At 59.5% G+C, this 21,819-nt stretch carries 17 protein-coding genes and 2 pseudogenes; 10 read left to right on the forward strand and 9 right to left on the reverse strand.

The features are described 5' to 3' along the window. Nucleotides 1-3: 3 nt before the first annotated feature. The 8 genes from ACZYSM_RS25275 to edd all read right to left on the reverse strand — a co-directional run bounded on the left by ACZYSM_RS25275 (nt 4) and on the right by edd (nt 10,002). Complete coding sequence (locus ACZYSM_RS25275) at nt 4-849, reverse strand: carbohydrate ABC transporter permease (RefSeq protein WP_489075751.1); 846 nt, start codon at nt 847-849, stop codon at nt 4-6. Beyond that, a complete protein-coding gene (locus tag ACZYSM_RS25280) occupies nt 842-1,750 on the reverse strand; it encodes a carbohydrate ABC transporter permease (protein ID WP_489075753.1) in 909 nt (302 codons plus the stop codon). Before ACZYSM_RS25280 ends, ACZYSM_RS25275 begins: the two co-directional genes overlap by 8 nt. 124 nt (nt 1,751-1,874) lie before the next feature. Further along, nucleotides 1,875-3,155: an ABC transporter substrate-binding protein gene (locus ACZYSM_RS25285; RefSeq protein WP_489075755.1), complete on the reverse strand. Its 1,281-nt coding sequence runs from the start codon at nt 3,153-3,155 to the stop codon at nt 1,875-1,877. Between the two features lie 115 nt (nt 3,156-3,270). Next, the gene (locus ACZYSM_RS25290; protein WP_489075757.1) at nt 3,271-4,530 is read right to left on the reverse strand and encodes a D-mannose isomerase; all 1,260 of its coding nucleotides are present in this window, start codon (nt 4,528-4,530) and stop codon (nt 3,271-3,273) included. 267 nt (nt 4,531-4,797) lie between these two features. Beyond that, complete coding sequence (locus tag ACZYSM_RS25295) at nt 4,798-6,267, reverse strand: ATP-binding protein (RefSeq protein WP_489075759.1); 1,470 nt, start codon at nt 6,265-6,267, stop codon at nt 4,798-4,800. Further along, complete coding sequence (locus tag ACZYSM_RS25300) at nt 6,257-6,988, reverse strand: response regulator (protein WP_489075761.1); 732 nt, start codon at nt 6,986-6,988, stop codon at nt 6,257-6,259. Before ACZYSM_RS25300 ends, ACZYSM_RS25295 begins: the two co-directional genes overlap by 11 nt. Nucleotides 6,989-7,222: 234 nt before the next feature. Beyond that, the gene (locus ACZYSM_RS25305) at nt 7,223-8,179 is read right to left on the reverse strand and encodes a glucokinase (RefSeq protein ID WP_489075763.1); all 957 of its coding nucleotides are present in this window, start codon (nt 8,177-8,179) and stop codon (nt 7,223-7,225) included. Then, nucleotides 8,176-10,002, reverse strand: a complete 1,827-nt coding sequence (edd, locus tag ACZYSM_RS25310; RefSeq protein WP_489075765.1) for a phosphogluconate dehydratase — start codon at nt 10,000-10,002, stop codon at nt 8,176-8,178. Before edd ends, ACZYSM_RS25305 begins: the two co-directional genes overlap by 4 nt. A gap of 222 nt (nt 10,003-10,224) precedes the next feature. On the opposite strand from edd, the gene gap reads away from it, so the two are divergent. The 10 genes and pseudogenes from gap (at nt 10,225) to ACZYSM_RS25360 (ending at nt 21,330) form a co-directional block, all read left to right on the forward strand. Beyond that, nucleotides 10,225-11,226, forward strand: a complete 1,002-nt coding sequence (gap, locus tag ACZYSM_RS25315; protein WP_489075767.1) for a type I glyceraldehyde-3-phosphate dehydrogenase — start codon at nt 10,225-10,227, stop codon at nt 11,224-11,226. A gap of 27 nt (nt 11,227-11,253) precedes the next feature. Further along, a complete protein-coding gene (locus ACZYSM_RS25320; RefSeq protein ID WP_489075785.1) occupies nt 11,254-11,718 on the forward strand; it encodes a methylglyoxal synthase in 465 nt (154 codons plus the stop codon). A gap of 79 nt (nt 11,719-11,797) precedes the next feature. Further along, on the forward strand, nt 11,798-12,313 hold the full coding sequence (locus ACZYSM_RS25325; RefSeq protein WP_489075769.1) for an RNA polymerase sigma factor: 516 nt from the start codon (nt 11,798-11,800) through the stop codon (nt 12,311-12,313). A 124-nt stretch (nt 12,314-12,437) separates the two neighbouring features. Continuing rightward, nucleotides 12,438-13,406: a FecR family protein gene (locus tag ACZYSM_RS25330; protein ID WP_489075771.1), complete on the forward strand. Its 969-nt coding sequence runs from the start codon at nt 12,438-12,440 to the stop codon at nt 13,404-13,406. Between the two features lie 120 nt (nt 13,407-13,526). Continuing rightward, nucleotides 13,527-16,109, forward strand: coding sequence for a TonB-dependent receptor (locus ACZYSM_RS25335; protein WP_489075773.1), 2,583 nt, complete (start codon nt 13,527-13,529; stop codon nt 16,107-16,109). A 125-nt stretch (nt 16,110-16,234) separates the two neighbouring features. After that, nucleotides 16,235-16,843 (forward strand): biliverdin-producing heme oxygenase, encoded by a 609-nt coding sequence (locus ACZYSM_RS25340; RefSeq protein WP_489075775.1) that lies wholly within the window; start codon nt 16,235-16,237, stop codon nt 16,841-16,843. A 59-nt stretch (nt 16,844-16,902) separates the two neighbouring features. Next, entirely contained in the window at nt 16,903-17,304 is a 402-nt protein-coding gene (locus tag ACZYSM_RS25345; RefSeq protein WP_489075777.1) for a YbaN family protein, read from the forward strand. Between the two features lie 568 nt (nt 17,305-17,872). Then, a pseudogene (locus ACZYSM_RS25350) lies at nt 17,873-18,880 on the forward strand (methyl-accepting chemotaxis protein); the annotation flags it as partial. Between the two features lie 102 nt (nt 18,881-18,982). Continuing rightward, nucleotides 18,983-19,738, forward strand: coding sequence for a methyl-accepting chemotaxis protein (locus ACZYSM_RS25355; protein ID WP_489075787.1), 756 nt, complete (start codon nt 18,983-18,985; stop codon nt 19,736-19,738). Nucleotides 19,739-19,971: 233 nt separating this feature from the next. Beyond that, nucleotides 19,972-21,330 (forward strand): CoA transferase, encoded by a 1,359-nt coding sequence (locus tag ACZYSM_RS25360; protein WP_489075779.1) that lies wholly within the window; start codon nt 19,972-19,974, stop codon nt 21,328-21,330. Between the two features lie 238 nt (nt 21,331-21,568). Here the strand turns inward: ACZYSM_RS25360 and ACZYSM_RS25365 are convergent. Further along, a pseudogene (locus tag ACZYSM_RS25365) lies at nt 21,569-21,643 on the reverse strand (hypothetical protein); the annotation flags it as partial. Nucleotides 21,644-21,819 lie beyond the last annotated feature (176 nt).

Consider the following 21,819-nt stretch of genomic DNA (forward strand, 5'->3'; position numbering starts at 1 on the left):
GTTCTACCCCTTGACCGCGCCGGACGTCAGCCCACGCAGGAAATACTTGCCAGCGAATATGTAGACCAGCAGTGTCGGCAGCCCGGCGATCATCGCCGCTGCCATATCAACGTTGTATTCCTTGGCCCCGGTGCTGGTGTTGACCAGGTTGTTCAGGGCCACGGTAATCGGTTGGGCATCACCATTGGCGAACACCACACCGAACAGGAAGTCGTTCCAGATTTGCGTGAACTGCCAGATCAGGCAAACCATCACGATCGGTACCGACATCGGCAGCAGGATTCGTCCAAAGATGGTGAAGAACCCCGCGCCATCCAGCCGCGCCGCCTTGACCAGCGCATCGGGAATACTCACGTAGTAGTTGCGGAAGAACAGTGTGGTGAACGCCAGACCGTAGACGATGTGCACCAGCACCAGGCCCGTGGTGGTGTTGGCCAGGCCGAGTTTGCCGACGGTGAACGAGGCCGGCAGCAGCACGGTCTGGAACGGCAGGAAGCAGCCGAACAACAGCAGACCGAAGAACAACTGCGAACCCCGGAAGCGCCACATCGACAGCACGTAACCGTTCATGGCACCAATGAAGGTTGAGATCAGCACCGCCGGAACGGTGATTTTCACCGAATTCCAGAAGTAGCCGCCGACCGTGTCCCAGGCCTTGATCCAGCCGATGCCGTCGATCACTTGCGGCCAGCTCAGGAGGTTGCCGGTGCGAATGTCTTCGGGGCTCTTGAAGCTGGTCAGCAGCATCACCACCAACGGAATCAGGTACACCGCCGCCGCCAGTAGCAAGGTGGCGTAGATCGCCACGCGACTGAAGCTCAGGGCTGGTTTGCCAGGTTGATTACTCATGGCGTTTGCCTCGCAGTTCGGAGTACAGGTACGGCACCAGAATCGCCAGGATCGCGCCGAGCATCATCATTGCGCTGGCCGAACCGATGCCCATCTGGCCACGGCTGAAGGTGAAGGAATACATGAACATCGCCGGCAAGTCGGAGGAGTAACCCGGCCCGCCGGCCGTCATCGCCGCCACCAGGTCGAAGCTCTTGATCGCGATGTGCGCGAGGATCATGAAGGCGCTGAAAAATACCGGACGCAGGCTTGGCAGAACAATGCGCAGATAGATGGTCGGCAGACTTGCACCGTCGACCTGGGCGGCACGAATGATCGACTGATCAACCCCGCGAAGACCGGCCAGAAACATCGCCATGACAAAGCCCGAGGCTTGCCATACCGCGGCGATCACCAGGCAGTAGACGACGCGATCCTGATCCACCAGCCAGTCCATGCGAAAGCCTTCCCAGCCCCAGTCGCGCAGCATCTTGTCCAGGCCCAGACCCGGGTTGAGCAGCCATTTCCAGGCGGTACCGGTGACGATCATCGACAGCGCCATCGGGTACAGATAAATGGTGCGGATGAAGCCTTCCTTGCGAATGCGCTGATCCAGCAGCACCGCGAGAAACACGCCGAGCACCAGGCTAATGCCGATGAACATGCCACCGAAGACCGCGAGGTTCTTGCTCGCGACCCACCAGCGGTCGTTGTCTAGCAAACGGGCGTATTGCTGCAGGCCTACCCATTTGTAGCTCGGCATAAAGCTGGAGTTGGTGAAGGACAGAACGAACGTCCAGATTATGTAACCGTAAAAACCGACCAGCACGATCAGCATGCTTGGCGCCAGCACCAACTTCGGTAGCCAGCGCTGCAGCGCATCGAACGGTGAGGCTTTGCTAAATACCGCCACAGAGCTCATCGGAAAACTCCTGTTGAAGAAGTGAAATCCAGACCGAGCGCCTCCAACAGCATGGGCCAAGGCTCATGCAGTGCAGGCAACGGTGAGGGGTTTGCCGCAGGCTTACCTGCGGCCGGTGCAGGTGTTACATGGCAGCCTTGATCGCTGAGGACATTTGCTTGCCAGCCTTGGCCGGATCAGCATTTTTGTCGCTCATGAAGTTGGTCACCACATCGAAGATCGCGCCCTGTACCGCCAGGGTCGTGGCCATGTTGTGGGCCATGCTCGGTTCAAGCTTGCCGTTCTTGTCGGCATCCTTGAAGTCGTTCATCGAAGCCTGACCACAGCTGTCGAACTTGCTCATGTCCAGGTCATTGCGAACCGGGATCGAGCCTTTATTCTGGTTGAACACGTACTGGAATTCAGGCTCCAGGGCGATCTTGGCCACATCGTTTTGCGCAGCGATATTGCCAGGGGTGTTGTTCTTGGCAGACAGCTTGAACATCGCCAGGGAGTCGATGTTGTAGGTGTAGCTGCCTTGGGTGCCCGGGAACGGAACGCACTGGTAATCCTTACCGGCGACCTTGCCGGCAGCCGTCCATTCGCTCTTGGCCCAGTCACCCATGATCTGCATGCCGGCCTTGCCGTTGATGACCTCGGCGGCAGCGATGTTCCAGTCACGCCCGGCACGGTTTTCGTCCATGTAACTGCCGAGTCTCTTCAGGGCGGTAAAGACTTCGACCATTTTCTCGCCGTTCAGGGTTTTCTCGTCGAGGTCGATGAACGCTTTCTTGTAGCCGTCAGCGCCCATGATGCTCAGCACCAGGTCTTCGAAAACCGTACTGTCCTGCCAAGGCTGACCGCCGTGGGCCAGTGGAATGAAACCGGCGGCCTTAAGCTTGTCACCCGCGGCATAAAATTCTTCGAGAGTGGTCGGGGCTTTTTCGATGCCGGCCTTTTTGAAGACTTCAGGATTGATCCACAACCAGTTGACCCGGTGAATGTTCACCGGCACCGCCACGTAGTGCCCGTCGTACTTCATGGTGTCGGAAACAGTTTTGGAGAGCAGCTTGTCCCAATTGTTCTGACTGGAGACTTCATCGAGATTGGTCAGCAGCCCCAGAGCGCCCCACTCTTGCAGGTCAGGGCCTTTGATTTGTGCGGCAGAAGGCGGGTTGCCGGAGACGGCGCGGGTTTTCAGCACGGTCATGGCCGCAGCACCGCCACCACCGGCGACAGCGCTGTCCTTCCAGGTGTAGCCGTCTTTTTCAACGAGGTTTTTCAGGACATTGACAGCTTTGGCTTCGCCACCCGAGGTCCACCAATGCACAACTTCCACCGTACCTTTGGATTCGGCAGCAAGCGCGCTGAGGGGAAACAACGAGGCGAGAGAAATGACAGTGGCGAGGCGAGTGATCGCATTCATCTGAGTACCTTTCTTGTTGTTATACATGCAAGTCTGGTGCTTGCGCTGCATAGGATTTTAACCAGGACTTTGGCCTTCGCAGGTAACGAAGGGACGCGTAAATGTCACGACATGGTTACACAGCAGCGCTCAGGGATAACTGCGCCAACGCAGTCGCCATGCTGGGCGCCAGCGGAAGACGGGGCAGCAGAACAGCTTGCCAGGCGTGATAGAGATCGGGCTTGCCGGCCCAGATATCCGCGCTGGGTCGATTCTGCGGATCCAGTTCGTGGTGCCAGCTGCCGTTATCCCGGTCGATCAGACGGGTTTCGCTGAACTCCCAAAATCGCCGATACCAGGTCTCGTACTGTTGCTCACCGGTACGCTTGAGCAAGGCGCTGGTGGCGGCACTGGCTTCGGCGTGGGTCCAGTGCAATCGATGGCGAACCACCGGGCGATTGTCCCAGTCCAGGGTATAGACGATGCCCGGCGCGCCATCAACTTCCCAACCGTGACGACAGTTATTCTCGAACAACTTTTGTGCGTCGACCGCCAGCCAACCGGGTGTCAGCATGCCGGCTTGTACCCGCGCAGCCTCAAGATGCAAGACCAAACGCGACCATTCGAAACCGTGACCTGGGGTGGTCCCGTAGGGCCGGAAACCATCGGTGGGATTGTCCTTGTTGTATTCGCGTAGAGGCTGCCAGTGTCGATCAAAATGCTCGATGACCATGAACTCGTTGGCCGCAGCGTGGGTATGAATCACTCGCTCGACGATGCGCAAAGCGCGACTCAGCCAGCGGTTGTCCTGGGTGACATCCGCCAGGGCCAGAAAGGCCTCGGTTGCGTGCATATTGCTGTTGGCGTCGCGATAGGCTTCCTCGAAGCTCCAGTCACGGTTGAAGGACTCGCGCATGGCGCCCTCCTCTTCGCTCCAGAAGTGCTCGTCAATAATATTGATCGCATCCGCCAGCAAGGCCTGTGCACCCGGACGCCCGGCGACCACCGCGGAGCTTGCGGCCAGTGCGACGAAGGCATGCAGGTAGGCGGCTTTGCCCGTATTGCCGTCGCAGTGTGACGGCGCAGCAAACCAGCCACCGTGCTGAGCGTCCCGCAGCGGTCCGCTCAGGGCAGCGATACCATGGTCCACCAACTCGGCAAAACCCGGGATGCCCTGGATATGGGCCATGGCAAAGCTATGGGTCATGCGGGCGGTGTTCATGGTTTCGGACTGGGCACTCGACGGCAGGCGGCCTTGATCGTCGAGATTGCCAAAACCTTCAGCGACCTTCGAAGCCTTGGCGAATGACAACAGACGCTGACCTTCGGCGAAGAGCCAGGCGTGGTGCGCAGGCGCGTTCAGCCAACTGCTGAACGTTGGAGAAGTGGTGTCCATTGGGAACCTTTTTTGTTGTTATGACTGACTGGAGTCTAAACAACAGGCAGAGCGGCGCAGGTAACGAAGGACCGGAGGAGTGTCACCGATCAGTGACATAAGGCCAGACTTCATAAGTTGTGGTGAATGTCTTGCCGCCATCGCGAGCAAGCTCGCTCCCACAGTGGATCTGCTTTGAACACAAATGCTGTGTCCACTGAAGATCTAATGTAGGAGCGAGCTTGCTCGCGATGAACGATGACGTGGTGGACCAGGCAAACCGCCCAGTCAATCCACGGAACGCGGTAAATGCAACGTCACTCGCAACCCGCCTTCACGCAGATTCTGCAAACTGACTTCCCCACCATGGCTGTGGGCGATGTTACGGGCGATACCGAGCCCTAGGCCGTAACCCTGCTGCTGTCCCGCCAAACGAAAGTGCGGTTCGAAGACCTGCTCCAATCGTTGTTCAGGCACCCCTGGTCCCTCATCGTCGACATGCAGGATGAACGCGCTGTCATCGTCATCGATATGCAGATGGGCTTTGCGTCCGTACTTCAAGGCGTTGTCGATCAGGTTACCGATGCAACGTTTGAGGGCCAGCGGCTTGCCGGGATAGGTTGCCAGCGCCCGGCCTTGCAGGGTCACACGACCGTTGCCGTTGGGTCCCAGATAGGGCTCGACCAGGCAATCGAGCACATGATTGAGATCCACCGGCTCGATATTTTCGTGAATGTCGGTGTCTTTGACGCATTGCAGCGCGCCTTTGACCAGCAACTCCAGTTCATCGAGATCGCGGCCGAACTTGGCTTGTAGCTGTTCATCTTCCAGCAGTTCGACCCGCAGCCGCAGACGGGTAATCGGCGTGCGCAAGTCGTGGGAAATGGCGCTGAACAATTGGCTGCGCTCGGTCAAGTAGCGGCTGATGCGCTCACGCATGGCGTTGAAGGCACGGCCGACCTCGACCACTTCGCTGCCACCGCCCTCCGCCACCGGCTCGACTTCGGCGCCCAACGACATGTCCCGCGCAGCCCGCGCCAGGCGCTTGAGCGGCCGGCTTTGCCAATGCACCAACAGACCGATGAACAACAGCAGAAAGCCGCTGGTCAGCAGGATGAACCAGACCTGCTGCGAAGGCAGCCCTTGCTCTTCGAGGCTGGTGTAGGGCTCGGGCAACAACGAGGCGATGTACAACCATTCGCCCGGGGCCAGCTGGATTTGCGTGACCAGCACCGGCGGATTTACCGGTTCCAGCGTCAACGCGTAATGCGCCCACGAACGCGGCAACTCATCGAGTTTCAAACCGCCATTGAATATCCGCAAGTCTTCGGCACTGACGAACTGCACTGAGATAACTGCATCATTGCCCAGGGACTGGCGCAGCACCTCTTCCACCGCCTTGAGCACCGCCTGCTTGCGCGGCGTCGACGGTAGCACTTCCATACCCAACGGCTTGTCGTTGAGGGTCACGACGAAGCGTGTGCCGCCCATGCTGCGCAATTGGTCGAGCACCAATGGCCGGTAAGCCACCGGCAAGGAGCGGAAGTAACTGACGCTGGCGGTCATCGAATGCGCCAGACTGCGGGCGCTGGTGACCAGCCCTTCAAGCTGTGTGGCACGCAATTGCGAAACCCAGATCACACTCGACAGCGTCTGCGCGAACAGCACCGCCAGCAACGTCAGCAGCAGCATCCGCCCGAGTAGCGAGCGCGGTACCGGCACGCGGCGAGCGATGCTGGTGAAGAACTCAGTGACCATTGCTGGCAATCACATTGGCTGCCAATTGGTAACCGCTGCCGCGCACCGTGCGAATCAAGCGCGGTGGTTTGTCGGTGTCGCGCAAACGCTGGCGCAGACGACTGACCGCCATATCGACGATACGGTCCAGCGGCATCAGATCGCGGCCGCGAGTGGCATTGCCGATGGTGTCGCGGTCGAGGATTTCCTGCGGGTGATCGAGGAACAGTTTCAGCAAGGCGAAATCGGCGCCGGACAAAATCACCTCTTCGCCATCGGTATGAAACAAACGATGGCTAACCATATCCAGTCGCCACTCATCAAAAGACAACACTTCACTGCCGCAGCGCTCCTGGCCGAACTGGGCCCGGCGCAGCAAGGCCTTGATCCGTGCCTGCAATTCACGGGGGCTGAAAGGTTTGCCAAGGTAGTCGTCTGCGCCCAACTCCAGACCGATGACCCGGTCGGCTTCATCGGAGCTGGCGGTGAGCATGATGATCGGCACTTGGGACTGACGCGGGTGCTGGCGAATCCAGCGACACAAGCTGAAGCCGTCTTCGTCCGGCAGCATCACATCGAGGATCACCAGATCACTGGGTGCGTCGTTCAACGCCTGACGAAACCCGGCACCGTCGGGCGTGGTCCGCACCTGAAAACCGGCGCGACTGAGGTAGGCGTCCAGCAACTCGCGTATCTCTTGATCGTCATCGACCAACAAAATCGACTTACTGACTGAGCTCACGTGGGTCGTCCTTGTTGTTATGGATGGAGCGGATTATGCCTGAGCGCAAATCTACGGCGAATGGGCTTTTGTGGCGAGCGGGCTTGCCCTAATGCTACCCCCCTGTAGGAGCGAGCTTGCTCGCGATGGACTCACGGGCGACGCGTTTATTCAGAAAATACGCGCTATCGTTAACGTCCATCGCGAGCAAGCTCGCTCCTACAGGGGGGAATCAGGGCCACAGGCAATCATTAATCAGCCAACCGCCTGCCCCAACGCCACGCCCGCGCCGGTCAGGCCGGAATACGGGGCTGTCACCAGCCACACCGGAATACCCTTGAAATAATCGCTCATGCAACCCTTGTCGGCAAAGCAGCGAGCAAAACCACTCTCAAGGAAGAAGTCGGCAAACCGCGGTATCACGCCACCCACGATATAAACTCCACCACGCCCGCCAGTGGTCAGCACGTTGTTGCCTGCAACGCGGCCGAGCCAGCAGCAAAACTGCTCCAGCACTTCCAGCGCAATCGGATCACCCGCCAAACCGGCAGCGGTGATCGCCTCCGGCGTATCAAGGAGAGGCGCATGCCCGTCCACCGCGCAAATCGCTCGATAGACTCGCGGCAAACCGCTGCCACTGAGCGCAGTTTCCGCGCTGACATGACCAATCTCGTCGTAGATGTGCTGCCACAGTTGAGCCTCTCGCGGACTGCTCAGCGGCAAATCGACATGCCCACCTTCGCCCGGTAGCGCCATCCAGCGGCCCTCGCCCATATCCAGCAAAGTACCGACGCCCAGACCGGTCCCCGGACCGATCACCACCGCCGGGCGCAATGGCTCGGCCGTACCTTCGCAGACCACGCGAAACTCATCCGGTTGCAAGCGCGTCATGCCCAGCGCCATGGCCGAGAAATCGTTGACCAACAGCAGCTGATCAACCTGCAAGGTCTGGCAGAAAGCCTTGCGACTCAACCGCCAGTGGTTGTTGGTGAAGCGAAACTCATCGCCACCCACGGGACCTGCCACCGACAGACACACCGATCCGATCGAACCGGGCGGCAGGCCCAGCCCGTTCAGATAGACACCAATGGCCTCTTCGGGACTGGTGTGGTCTGCCGTCGCCAGCACCTGGATCGACTCCAGTTGCTGGTCTTTCCACAACGCAAAACGCGCATTGGTTCCGCCAATGTCACCGACCAGCGCTAGCTTCACTTAAGGGTCTCCAGTGCAGAGGTAAAGGCGCTGGCGCCCTGCTCTGCCGAGCTGAAGGCCATGCGCATGAAACCGAACAATTCACGACCACAGCCAATGCCGTTGTCCAGCAGACCTTTGGCTGGCTCGCGCGCCGCGAATTCATCGGCGTCCACCATAAGCTGCAAGGTACCTTTGACGCCATCGACACGGATGATGTCGCCGTCGAGCACCCGCGCCAGCGCGCCGCCGACAAAGGCTTCAGGGCTGACGTGGATGGCTGCCGGGATCTTCCCGGAAGCGCCGGACATGCGCCCGTCGGTGACCAGTGCGACCTTGAAGCCACGGTCCTGCAGCACGCCGAGGAACGGGGTCATTTTGTGCAGTTCCGGCATGCCGTTGGAACGCGGTCCCTGGAAGCGCATTACTGCGACAAAATCCTTCTCCAGCAGGCCCGCCTTGAACGCATCGGCCAAGTCCTGCTGATCCTGGAACACCACTGCTGGCGCTTCGACGATCTGGTGCTCTGGCGCAACCGCCGAGACCTTCATCACACCGCGACCAAGGTTGCCTTCCATCACCCGCAAACCGCCTTCAGGCGAGAACGCACGGGCAACCGGGCGCAGGATATTTTCATCAAGGCTTTCGATCGGACCTTCACGCCACACCAGTTCACCGTTTTCCAGGAACGGCTCTTGGGTGTAACGGCTCAGGCCATGACCGGCCACGGTATTGACGTTTTCGTGGAGCAAACCGGCGTCCAGCAATTCGCGGATCAGGAACGACATCCCGCCCGCAGCCTGGAAGTGGTTAATGTCGGCTTTGCCGTTCGGGTAGACGTGGGACAGGGTCGGCACGACCTCGGAGAGGTCGGCCATGTCCTGCCAGGTCAATTGAATGCCTGCGGCCATGGCGATGGCCGGCATGTGCAGCGTGTGGTTGGTCGAACCGCCAGTGGCGTGCAGGGCAACGATCGAGTTGACCAGCGAACGCTCGTCGACGATCTCGCCCAGCGGCGTGAAGTTGCCGTTTTGTTTGGTCAGTCGAGTGATCTGGTGCGCAGCTTCGCGGGTCAGGGCATCGCGCAGCGGGGTGTTCGGGTTGACGAACGAAGCGCCCGGCAAATGCAGGCCCATGACTTCCATCAACAACTGGTTGGTGTTGGCGGTACCGTAGAAGGTGCAAGTGCCGGGGCTGTGGTAGGACTTCATCTCCGATTCCAGCAGCTCTTCGCGGCTGCACTTGCCTTCGGCGTAGCGCTGGCGGACGTCGGCTTTTTCCTTGTTGGAAATCCCCGAGACCATCGGCCCGCCCGGGACAAAAATCGTCGGCAAGTGACCGAAGCGCAGCGCGCCCATCATCAGGCCGGGAACGATCTTGTCGCAGATACCGAGCATGATTGCTGCGTCGAACATGTTGTGGGACAGCGCCACGGCAGTCGACATCGCGATCACTTCGCGGCTGGCAATGCCCAGCTCCATGCCCGGCTCACCCTGGGTCACACCGTCACACATGGCCGGCACGCCACCGGCGAACTGGCCGACGGAACCGATCTCGCGCAGTGCGTGTTTGAGTTGTTCCGGGTAGTGCTCGTACGGCTGATGCGCCGAGAGCATGTCGTTATATGACGAAACGATTGCCACGTTGGCGGCATTCATCATCCGCAGCGTTTTTTTGTCTTCAGCGCCGCAACCCGCCACACCATGGGCGAAGTTGGCACATTGCAGTCTGGCGCGTTGCGGGCCATCACTGGCGGCACCGCGAATCAAGGCCAGGTAAGCCTCACGCGTAGCGCGACTGCGGGAAATAAGCCGTTCGGTGACCTCAAGGACGCGGGGATGCATGTTTAGAACTCCAGGCTAACGGATGTGGCGACCTGATTGTCTATGCTGATTGAAGGGGTCTGCGCGTGGCATTGCAGACGTGATTTTCAATCTTCTGGACCAGTTGATTCAGGTCACTCGTTGTAGATAAAACAAAATATTGCCACTAAAAAGGCTTGTTTTCTATTTTTTTGCGAATAATCTTGTAATTCCAACAACAAAATCACAGCAGGCGCTTTTCAAATGACTCTAAGAATTGCAATCAATGGTTTTGGCCGTATTGGCCGTAACGTCCTGCGAGCACTCTATACCCAAGGTTACCGTCAGGATCTGCAGATCGTCGCCATCAACGATCTGGGGGACAGCGCGATGAACGCGCACCTGCTCAAGTTCGACACCGTCCACGGCACGTTCGATGCCGAAGTGCAGCACGATCAGGAAAGCCTGACCGTCAACGGTGACCGTATCGCGGTCAGCGCTATCCGCAACCCGGCCGAGCTGCCATGGGCTGCCGAGAAAGTTGACGTCGTCTTCGAATGCACCGGTCTGTTCACCGACCGTGCCAAAGCCGCCGCTCATATTACTGCCGGCGCACGCAAAGTGATTATCTCGGCACCGGCCAAAGGCGCGGACGCCACCGTGGTTTACGGGGTCAACCACGACATTCTGCGCCAGTCGCACCAGATCATTTCCAACGCGTCGTGCACCACTAACTGCCTGGCGCCAGTGGCCCAAGTGCTGCACCGCGAACTGGGTATCGAAAGCGGTTTGATGACCACCATCCACGCCTACACCAATGACCAACACCTCACCGACGTCTATCACGTCGACCCGTATCGTGCGCGCTCGGCCACCCACAACATGATCCCGAGCAAGACCGGCGCTGCTGAAGCGGTGGGCCTGGTGCTACCGGAACTGGCGGGCAAACTGACCGGCATGTCGGTGCGCGTACCGGTGATCAACGTGTCGCTGGTGGACCTGACCGTGCAGCTCAAGCGCGAAGCGACGGCTGATGAGGTCAATGCGCGGCTTAAAGAAGCTAGCCAACACTCGAAAATCCTCGGCTACAACACCCTGCCGCTGGTCTCCAGCGACTTCAATCACAACCCGCTGTCGTCGATCTTCGATGCCAACCACACCAAGGTCAGCGGCAAGCTGCTCAAAGTGCTGGCCTGGTACGACAACGAATGGGGCTTCTCCAACCGCATGCTCGATAACTGCCTGGCCCTCTGCAACGCGGAATAAGGCGGATACTCCGTGGAACAGCAACCGATGATCGGTATCAGCTTTACTCAGAAAACCATGGCGGCGCGCAAGCGCATCGCCTTGGTCGCCCATGATCACTGCAAGGTGTTCCTGCTGGACTGGGCCGAACGGCAAAAAGACAAGCTCGCCCAACACCAATTGCTCGCTACCGGCACCACCGGCCTGCTGCTGAGTAAACGTCTGGGCTTACCCGTGGAAAGCATGATCAGCGGCCCGTTAGGTGGCGATCAGCAGCTCGGTGCGCGGATCGCCGAGCAACGGGTAGATATGCTGGTGTTTTTCTGGGACCCCTTCGAGCCACAACCCCACGACCCGGACATCAAGGCGTTGCTACGGGTCGCGGCGGTCTGGAACATTCCGGTGGCCTGCAATGAATGCAGCGCCGATTATTTACTCAGCAGTCCGCTGATGGATCAATCGCACTCGTACCGGATTCCCGATTACGAGGCCTATCTGCTGAGTCGCAAATAATCCCTCTCACAAAGTAGTGCTTGACCACCCGAGCAGATGATAAGCATTATCATTCGCTGGAAATGGATCAGGTCCTACTGTGAGTCAATCGCGCTTCAATCACGTATTCCTCGCTCAGCGAGTCCCTCTGCTGCGCACGCTGGAGCGGATGGTCAACAACCACAGCACCGCCGAGGACCTCTTGCAGGAAACCTACCTGCGCGTGACCCGCGCCTTGAGTGAGCGGGCCATCGATCACCTGGAGCCCTTCGTTTTTCAGACCGCACGCAACCTGGCTCTGGATCATCTGCGCTCGCGGCGCATCCAGGCCCGAACCATGCTGGAGGACGTCCCGCTGGAGGTGCTTCAGAGCGTCGCCGCGCCCCTGAGCAGTGCCGAAGATGCTGCCCATGCCGAGCAGTTGCTCGAACGCTTGAACATCAGCCTCAACCAACTCAGCCCCCGCCAACAACAGATTTTCATTCTCAGCCGCCTGCATGGGCACAGCTATCTGGAAATCGCCGAGAAGCTTAGTGTGTCCCTGAGCACCGTGCAAAAAGAACTCAAACTGATCATGGCCATCTGCGTCGGCGTCGCCGAACGTTTAAACAGCTGATCAGTCGGCAGGACTACTCTTTAATGCACAATGGGTGTCAGACAATTCAGTTTGTTACCCTTAGCCCTCTTCCCAGCTATCTATCTAAACAGCAGCCGTGCGCAGACACCGCCGAGGAATGCCCGTGACGGACACCCACCGACTCCACCCGCCAGCCATGGCGCCGGAGATATCCAGCGACAGCGCGATGGACCAGGCGCTGGATTGGCTGATTGTGCTGGAAAGTCCAAGCGAAGAGCAAACCCGGCAATTTCACGACTGGCTGGCGGCCTCGCCGTTACACGCGCAGGCCTTTGCCAAAGCCCAGGTCATCTGGGACGGCCCGCAGGTGGCGCAATGCGCTCAAAGTCTGAGCACGAAGCGTAAAAATTCGATCCTCTCGCGCCTGCGCCCGTACTGGAAGCCGCTGACCACAGCGGCCGTGTTGGTGCTCGGTTTGTTCAGTTTCAGCAACCTGCCGCTACGCTTGCAGGCCGATCATCTGACCGTGGTCGGTGAGCGCCAGCGCCTGCAACTGGAGGACGGCTCTCAGGTGCTGCTCAACACCAATTCGGCCTTCTCCAGCACCATCAACGACCAGCAGCGCGTTGCCCGCCTGTATCAGGGTGAGGCATTTTTCGACGTGGCGGCCAATCGTGGTCAGCCGCTGGAAATCGATGCCGGCCCGGTCAGGGCCAGCGTGCGCGATACCGCATTCGCCGTGCGTTATCTGGATGGCGTGGCTCAGGTCAGGGTTCAGCGCGGTGACGTCGAGCTACAGACGACCCATGACGATGCGCGAGTACGCCTCTTTGCCGGGGAAAGTATCCGCATCGGTCCGAACGGTTTTGATCGGCCAGCCAAGCTGGACCTCGACAAGGATCTGGCCTGGGTCCAGGGTCGGCTGGTGTTCGAGAACTGCCCGCTGAGCCAGGTGTTGGCCGAACTGCGTCGTTATTACCCAGGCTGGATCATCAACAACAACGAACAGCTTGCCGATGTTGCGGTGACGGGTAACTACCGCCTCGACAAACCGCTGGACGTGGTTCGTTCCCTCGCTCACATCACTTCCGCCAGGCTTCAGGAATTCCCGGCACTGATGATTCTTAACTGATTCGAATTTATTTTTACTCGATAGCAAACGGTAGAACGTCTCGTTATAGCCAATGCAATTGATTCGCATTTTGAATGCTGATCTGCACCTATAAGATTCGTGCGACACGGAGCGTTATCGATGTCCTTTCGCCTCAACAGCCGGTCCTCTTCATCTTCTGCACGCCTGCAAAACTGCACGCTGTCCTTGCTCACCGCGGCCATCCTGGCCTGCGCGCAAGCCACACCCGTCATGGCCGCCACCCCAGCCGAGCAACCGACCCGCAACATGGGCGATTACACCTTCGCCATCGCCCAGCAACCGTTGGTGTCGGCACTGAATGCCTTTACCGCCGTCACTGGCTGGCAGGTCGGCCTGCCGGCAGAACTCGCTGAAGACGTCGCATCGCCTGGCGTGCGCGGCTCGCTGCCGCCGGAAAAGGCGTTGGACCGGCTACTAGTGGGCACCAACCTGAGCTATCGCAAGCTCGGTAACAACAACATCGTTCTGGAAAGGCGTACCGGCGGCGTCCTGGCCCTGCAACAGGTGACCATCAGCGCCACCCGTCAGGCACAGGACGTGACCAGCGTGCCGAGCACCGTCACCGTCCACGACCGTCAAGAGCTGGACCGGCAGAACGTCAACACCATCAAGGAACTGGTGCGCTACGAGCCGGGTGTGTCGGTGGGCGGTGCCGGCCAACGTGGCGGCATCACCGGCTACAACATTCGTGGCATCGATGGCGACCGGATACTGACCCAGGTCGATGGCGTCGAAGTCCCCGACGGATTCTTCAACGGCCCGTACGCCAAAACCCAGCGCAATTACGTCGACCCCGAAATCGTCAAACGCGTGGAGATCCTCCGCGGCCCGGCATCGGTGCTCTACGGCAGTAACGCCATTGGCGGTGCGGTGAGTTACTTCACCCTCGACCCGGACGACATTATCAGACCCGGCCAGGACTTCGGTGCGCGCCTGAAGACCGGCTACAACTCTGCCGACGAAAGCTGGCTGAAGTCCGGCACTGTCGCCGGCCGCATCGATCAGTTCGACGGCCTGCTGCACCTGAGTCAGCGCGACGGTCATGAAACCGACTCCTTCGGCAGCAACAACGGCACCGGCCTCGACCGCACTGCTGCCAACCCGGAAGACGCACGTACCACCAACGTGCTGGCCAAACTGGGCTGGAATTACAATGAAGATTCGCGTCTGGGCCTGACCTACGAAAAGTACAAGGATGATCGCGATACCAATCAGAAAAGCGCCGTCGGTGGCCCGTTCGACAAGGGCCAGGGCCAGGGCATGTACCGTTCGCGTACCGGTAACGATACCGTTACCCGAGAGCGTTTCGGCGTTGATCATTTGTTTGCGCTGGACACGGCTCTGGCTGATCACGTCAAGTGGAGCCTGAACTACCAGATTGCCAAGACCGACCAAAGCACCCTGGAAAACTACTTCCCGTTCAGCCGCAATGTGATGCGCTCGCGCGACACGCTCTATGAAGAGCAGCAGTGGGTGCTCGACGCACAATTGGACAAAGCCTTCAGCATTGGCGAAACCGCGCACCTGCTGACCTACGGCACCACAGTGAAACAACAGAAGGTCACCGGCTCGCGCGAAGGTTCCGGCACCTGCCTCGCCATCGGCCTTGGCTGCACAGCGGTCGGTGCCGACAGCCCGAAGGACCGCCTGGTGAAATCCAGTGACTTCCCGGACCCGACCATCAACACCTACAGCCTGTTCGCTCAGGATCAAATCAGCTGGAACCGTTGGACCTTCCTCCCGGGCCTGCGCTACGACTACACCCAGCTCAAACCGCACATCACTGAGGAATTCCTCAACACTGTCGCCGCCGATGGCAAAGGCTCCGTCAGCGACGAAAACAAAACCTGGCACCGCGTGTCGCCCAAGTTCGGACTGACCTACGCCCTGAGCGATCAGTACACCTGGTACGGTCAATACGCCGAAGGTTTCCGCACCCCATCAGCCAAGGCGTTGTATGGCCGCTTTGAGAACCTCAGCGAAAACTACATCGTCGAACCCAACTCAGACCTGGAACCCGAAAAAAGCCAAAGCTACGAAACCGGTCTGCGCGGCAATTTCGAGTCCGGCTCGTTCGACGTGGCGGTGTTCTATAACAAATACCGCGACTTCATCAACGAAGACGCGATCAAACCCGGTTACACCGAGAAAACCTTCCAGACCAACAACATCAAGCACGCCACCATCAAGGGCATCGAGGTCAAGGGTCGCCTGCAACTGGATGCCTTTGGCGCACCGCAAGGCCTCTACAGCCAGGGCTCGGTGGCCTATGCCCACGGTCGCAACAACGACACCGGTGAGCCGATCAACAGCGTCAACCCGCTGACCGGCGTGTTTGGCCTGGGCTACGATCAAGACAACTACGGCGCCTTGCTCAGCTGGACACTGGTCAAGAAGAAAGACCGCGTCGACGACAGCAACTTCAAGTCGCCGGACGGCGTCAGCACCCAGTTCAAGTCACCAGGCTTCGGCCTTCTCGACCTCAGCGGTTTCTACAAGGTCACCGACGACGTCACCGTCAACGCTGGCCTGTACAACCTGACCGACAAGAAGTACTGGTTGTGGGATGACGTGCGCGGCTACGACAGCGTCGGCGAAGCCGCGGTACTCAGCCCCGCCAACCTCGATCGACTGACTCAGCCGGGTCGTAACTTCGCGATCAATCTGGTCTGGGATATCTGACCTGAAACCTTCACTGCGCTCGCGCTCCTTATAGAGAAGCAGGCAGCGCAGTGAATATTTTTTACGCTGCCACGTCTTCTAGTTCGTCTAGTTACAAAGCGCCACTCATTCTCAAGGACATCTTCATGACCACTCAGGACTTAGCCCAGCGCCCAAACCTGCGCTCCCAGCGTTTGAACCAGATCACAAACGAACCTCACAGCAAACTCGACGCGCTGGTCAAAGCCCACGCACCGTTCGAAACACAGGCTAACTTCGCTCGGTTCGTCGTGGCCCAGTACCTGTTCCAGTCGGAACTGGTCGCTCTGTACAACGATGCCGAGCTGATCAACATCGTCCCGGACCTGCCGGTTCGCTGCCGCGCCGAGCAGGCCAAGGCTGACCTCGCCGACCTTGAGACAGACGTACCGGCGGCGGTCGCCGGTGCGATTGAAAACCCGAGCAAAGCCCAAGCCCTGGGCTGGATCTTCGTTTCCGAGGGCTCGAAACTCGGTGCGGCTTTTTTGATCAAGCGTGCCGTCAGCCTGGGTCTGAGCGACACCTTCGGTGCCCGTCACCTTGGCGAGCCGGCCGGTGGTCGCGCCGAAGGCTGGAAGAGCTTTATCAAAACCCTCGACAGGCTGGAGTTCAGCGACGAAGAAGAAGCTGATGTAGAGAAAGGCGCGGTCGACGCGTTCAATCGCTTCACCGTGTTGCTGGAACAGGCGTACGCAACAGCACCTGAACTAGCCTGAATCGGACATGCTCCTACAGGGTTCGGAGATGTTTCAAAAGAGCCGATACAATCAAGCCTATGACCCGCCCATCCCTGCCCACCTCAAAACTCGCCCGCCTCCTCTTTGGCCTGCTGGCCTACGCCAGCCTGGCGCTGGGTCTGATCGCCATCGTCGTGCCAGGCCTGCCGACCACCGAATTCATCCTGCTGGCCGCCTGGGCTGCGACCAAGAGTTCGCCGCGCCTGAGTGCCTGGCTGGAAAACCATCGGCTGTTCGGGCCAATCCTGAGCAACTGGCGCAACGGTAAAATCATCGCCCGTAGGGCCAAGGTCAGCGCCACGCTGAGCATGCTGCTCTGCGCCGCTTTGATGCTGGCAATCCTCGAGCACAGCTGGCCGATCTACCTCGCCATTACCGGTATGAGCCTGGGGAATATGTGGATCTGGTCGCGACCGGAGTCACTACCCCAACCATCCTGAAATACCGCTCCGTTTTCATCGCGGGCAAGAGCCACAACACCCCTGCTCCTACACAAGCACCGATCCCCTGTAGGAGCGAGCTTGCTCGCGAGGCGCCCAATCAAGCGACATAGACCCTCGATCAGAATCCCCCCATCCGATGCGTCTCCTATCTTGACAACCCGACGACCATTCATCGGCTTTCCCTCATGCAAAACACTTGTAAGCCGATGGTTCAGGGATGGCGCTGAATGGACTTGGCGATACGAGTCGCCCGACTCACAGCTAATCACCCGTCTGTTCGCGAGATCGCCTTATGTTCGACTCTCTCTCCATCCGCCTGAAAATCGTCCTGCTGTCCGGTCTGTGCCTGCTCGGCGTGGTCGGTCTGATCGTCGGTATGAACATCTACCAGACCCATCAGAACGATCAAACCATCAGCGCATCCAGCACCAGGATGCTCACCGGCAGCGTCGAAAACCTGCTCCAGGCCAAGGCCGCCGAGCAAGCAGTACGGGTGCAGAAGACCTTTGGCGAAAGCCTGGCAGTGGTAACCGCCCTCGCTGATCAGATCAGCGACCTGCGGGTCATGGCCGGTAAGCGCTCACTGGAAGCTTCGGCGCTGCGCGAAGAACTCAACCACAGCCTGAAAACCGCTTTTGAACGCAACAGCAAAGTGCTGGGCGTCTGGCTGACCTTCGAACCCAATGCCCTCGACGGCAAAGACAGCGAATTCGCCAACGATGCGGCTCACGTGTCCAACGAAGCCGGGCGTTTCGCCAGTTACTGGAGCCGCGCGGGTGGCACTGGGATCAACACGGTCATGGTCGAAGACGACATGACCAAAACCACCCTCAACCTCAGCGGTACCCCCTACAACATCTGGTACACCTGTCCACGCGACAGCAAGCGAACCTGCCTGCTCGACCCATACGCCGATACCGTCGCCGGCAAAGAAATGCTGATGACCACCATCTCCGTACCCTTGCTGGTCAATGGCAAGGCCATCGGCGTGGTCGGCCTGGACATCGCCCTCGACTCGCTGCAAGCCGCTGCCAATGACTCCCAACGCGAACTGTTTGACGGCGCCGGGCACATGCTGATCGTCTCTGGCAGTGGCGTGCTCGCCGCGTACAGCGCTGACGCCAGCAAGGTCGGTAAAAACATCGGAGAAACCCTCGGCGCAGAGGGTAAGGACGTCCTGCAACTGCTCGGCAACAACTCGCCGAAAATCCTCAAGCAAGGCGACCTGATTCGCGCCGTCTACCCGGTCAGCCCGATTGCCGACTCCAGGGCCTGGGGCGTAGTGGTCGACTTGCCGCAGCAGGTGTTGCTCGCCGATTCGGTGAAGCTGCGGGCAGTGCTCGACGAAGCGCAGTCCAGCGGCACGATCAAAACATTGCTGGTGGCCAGCGGTGCCGGCCTGCTCGGTCTGCTGCTGATCTGGCTTACCGCGTCGGGCGTGACCCGGCCGATCAACAGCGTTGCGCAAATGCTCAAGGCGATTGCCAGCGGCGACGGCGACCTGACCCAGCGTCTGCAGTACAGCAAGAAAGATGAACTGGGCGAACTGGTCAGCTGGTTCAACCGCTTCCTCGACAAGCTGCAACCGACCATCTCGCAGATCAAGCAAAGCATCACCGAAGCACGCGGCACTGCCGATCAGTCCTCGGAAATCGCCCGCCAGACCAGCGAAGGCATGCAAGTGCAGTTCCGCGAAATCGACCAGGTCGCCACTGCCTCCAACGAAATGAGCGCCACCGCCCACGACGTCGCCAACAGTGCCTCGAATGCCGCCAACGCTGCACGCGGTGCCGATCAATCGGCCAAGGACGGGATGTCGATCATCGAACGCAGCACCCGCGACATCAATCAACTGGCTGAAGAAGTCAGCAAAGCAGTGACCGAAGTCGAAGCACTGGCGGTCAACAGCGAGCAGATCGGTTCGGTGCTGGAGGTGATCCGCAGCATCGCCGAGCAAACCAACTTGCTGGCTCTGAACGCCGCGATTGAGGCGGCGCGCGCCGGGGAAAGCGGTCGCGGTTTCGCAGTGGTGGCCGATGAGGTCCGCAACCTGGCCAAACGCACCCAAGACTCGGTAGAAGAAATCCGCCTGGTGATCGAACGCATTCAAAGCGGCACCCGTGGCGTGGTCGCCACCATGCATTCGAGCCAGACCCAGGCCCACAGCAACGCCGGGCAAATCCAACAAGCAGTGCAGGCCTTGAGCAAAATCAGCGATGCAGTGACGGTGATCAGCGACATGAACCTGCAAATCGCCAGCGCCGCCGAACAGCAAAGCGCCGTGGCCGAAGAGGTCAACCGCAACGTCTCGGCGATCCGTACCGTGACCGAAACCCTGACCGAACAAGCCACCGAATCGGCACAGATCAGCGGTCAGTTGAACGCCCTCGCGACGCAGCAAATGAAATTGATGGATCAGTTTCGGGTGTAACAACGCATATCCCGTAGCAGCTGCCGAAGGCTGCGTTCGAGTGCGAAGCGCTCGTAATTGGCCGTCCGTGATTCATCTGCAGAATCGCGGTATGCCGTTTTACGACCGCTGCGCGGCCGAACGCAGCCTTCGGCAGCTGCTACGGGATCATGGCGACTTCAGCACTGCGTGAGTCATCTCGACAGACCTCCCCGTTTTAGGTTGCAATGGCCCTCTCTCCCGGAGGGCCTTTGATGACTGATTTTCTGACGTCCATTCATGCTGCACTCGGCTTACCGCACCCCCCTGAAGCCATCCGTTTCACCGCAACCGGCGCCCTGCCCTCAGCCTTTGCCGTCACCGATCTGGCCAGCGCCAGCATCGCTGCCGCAGGCCTTGCCGTCGCCGAACTCCTTTGCAGACAGACCGGCCGCTTGCCCGCGCTGGAAGTCGACCGGCGTCTGGCGTCCTTCTGGTTCGCCACTTCGCTGCGCCCCGTCGGCTGGAGCGTCCCGCCTCTCTGGGACCCGATTGCCGGCGACTACGCCACCGGCGATGGCTGGATCCGTCTGCACACCAACGCACCGCATCACCGCGCCAGCGCCGAGCGTGTTCTGGGCCAGTGCGCTGATCGAGCGACGATGGCCGCCAAAGTCAGCCAATGGGGCAAAACCGAGCTGGAACAAGCCGTCGTCGATGCCGGAGGTTGCGCGGCCGAGATGCGTTCCTGGGAGCAATGGCAAACCCATCCCCAAGGCGTGGCGGTGAATGCCGAGCCGCTGATCCACTTCGCTGCGAACATCCACGAAACCGCAAAAACATGGCAAGGTTCAGTGGCTAAACCGCTGGCCGGAATCAAGGTGTTGGATTTGACCCGCGTCCTCGCCGGCCCGATCGCCAGCCGCTTCCTGGCTGGGCTCGGCGCCGATGTACTGCGCGTCGATCCGCCGGACTGGAACGAACCGGGTGTGATCCCCGAAGTCACGTTAGGCAAACGCTGCACCCGGCTGAACCTGCACGACAATGCTGATCGCGCCGTGTTTGAAGCACTGCTCAAAGACACCGACATCCTGCTTCATGGCTACCGCGCCGACGCATTGGAATGCCTTGGTTACGGGCAAGATGATCGGCAGAACATCGCTCCGGGGCTGATTGACGTCAGCCTCAACGCCTATGGTTGGAGCGGCCCCTGGCAAAACCGCCGGGGCTTCGACAGCCTGGTGCAGATGAGCAGCGGCATCGCCGACGCTGGCATGCACTGGAAAAAAACCGACATACCCACACCCCTGCCGGTCCAGGCACTGGATCACGGGACTGGCTACCTGATGGCCGCCAGCGCGATTCGCGCACTGACTGAGCGCTTGAGTAACGGCCACTGCAGTTCGGCGCGCCTGTCATTGGCACGCACCGCGAAGTTGTTGCTGGAGCATGGTCAGGTCAATACGCAGGAGCCTTTGCGGGCAGAAGATGCAGGTGATCAGGGCATGTTGGTCGAGCAGACTTCATGGGGCCTAGCGCATCGTTTGCAGGTGCCATTGAAAATGACCGGCACGCCACTGCAATGGACGATTCCGGCCGGGGAATTGGGTTCGCACCGGGCGCAGTGGTGGTGACCTGCAAATAGCTTTCGCGAGCAAGCCCGCTCCCACATTAGAACTGTGTCATACACATGATTTGTGTCTGAGCTCGGTCTAGTAATGAAATGGCTACCCCCGTTCTCGGAATCGTCTCAGTCCGAATGGCTCAACGAAGTCCAAAGCTGCTGAGCTGCATAGGCTCGCCACGGCCGCCAGGCTTCGGCTCGTTGCAGTCACTGGCGGATGGCGATGTACTGCGCCGTCCAGCCGCCGTCACCGCGCCAGCATCCGCCCGCGCCGCCATGTTCTGTGGCAACGAAAAAATTCCATCACCGATCATCGAAACCATAAAAAATGTTCACTCGTCTAACTAAAGAGCCACAGGGTAATAACGTTTATTAGGGAGACGCTGCAAAAATAGCCAACCGTCCCCACCCTTGGCACACTGAGTACCTTCAACCAACCACCCTCTCCGTGAGCGTTACGCGCGTGCAGAAGACCTTCTCCGAACTCGAATACACCGGC

The organism is Pseudomonas sp. F220, from assembly GCF_057813935.1.

Coding starts and splice junctions, on each gene's coding strand:
- ACZYSM_RS25345 (WP_489075777.1), top strand. CDS start 16,903: ATGACCCGCCCATCCCTGCCCACCTCAAAACTCGCCCGCCTCCTCTTT.
- gap (WP_489075767.1), top strand. CDS start 10,225: ATGACTCTAAGAATTGCAATCAATGGTTTTGGCCGTATTGGCCGTAAC.
- ACZYSM_RS25340 (WP_489075775.1), top strand. CDS start 16,235: ATGACCACTCAGGACTTAGCCCAGCGCCCAAACCTGCGCTCCCAGCGT.
- ACZYSM_RS25335 (WP_489075773.1), top strand. CDS start 13,527: ATGTCCTTTCGCCTCAACAGCCGGTCCTCTTCATCTTCTGCACGCCTG.
- edd (WP_489075765.1), bottom strand. CDS start 10,002: ATGCATCCCCGCGTCCTTGAGGTCACCGAACGGCTTATTTCCCGCAGT.
- ACZYSM_RS25290 (WP_489075757.1), bottom strand. CDS start 4,530: ATGGACACCACTTCTCCAACGTTCAGCAGTTGGCTGAACGCGCCTGCG.
- ACZYSM_RS25355 (WP_489075787.1), top strand. CDS start 18,983: ATGCAAGTGCAGTTCCGCGAAATCGACCAGGTCGCCACTGCCTCCAAC.
- ACZYSM_RS25280 (WP_489075753.1), bottom strand. CDS start 1,750: ATGAGCTCTGTGGCGGTATTTAGCAAAGCCTCACCGTTCGATGCGCTG.
- ACZYSM_RS25285 (WP_489075755.1), bottom strand. CDS start 3,155: ATGAATGCGATCACTCGCCTCGCCACTGTCATTTCTCTCGCCTCGTTG.
- ACZYSM_RS25360 (WP_489075779.1), top strand. CDS start 19,972: ATGACTGATTTTCTGACGTCCATTCATGCTGCACTCGGCTTACCGCAC.
- ACZYSM_RS25320 (WP_489075785.1), top strand. CDS start 11,254: ATGATCGGTATCAGCTTTACTCAGAAAACCATGGCGGCGCGCAAGCGC.
- ACZYSM_RS25295 (WP_489075759.1), bottom strand. CDS start 6,267: ATGGTCACTGAGTTCTTCACCAGCATCGCTCGCCGCGTGCCGGTACCG.
- ACZYSM_RS25275 (WP_489075751.1), bottom strand. CDS start 849: ATGAGTAATCAACCTGGCAAACCAGCCCTGAGCTTCAGTCGCGTGGCG.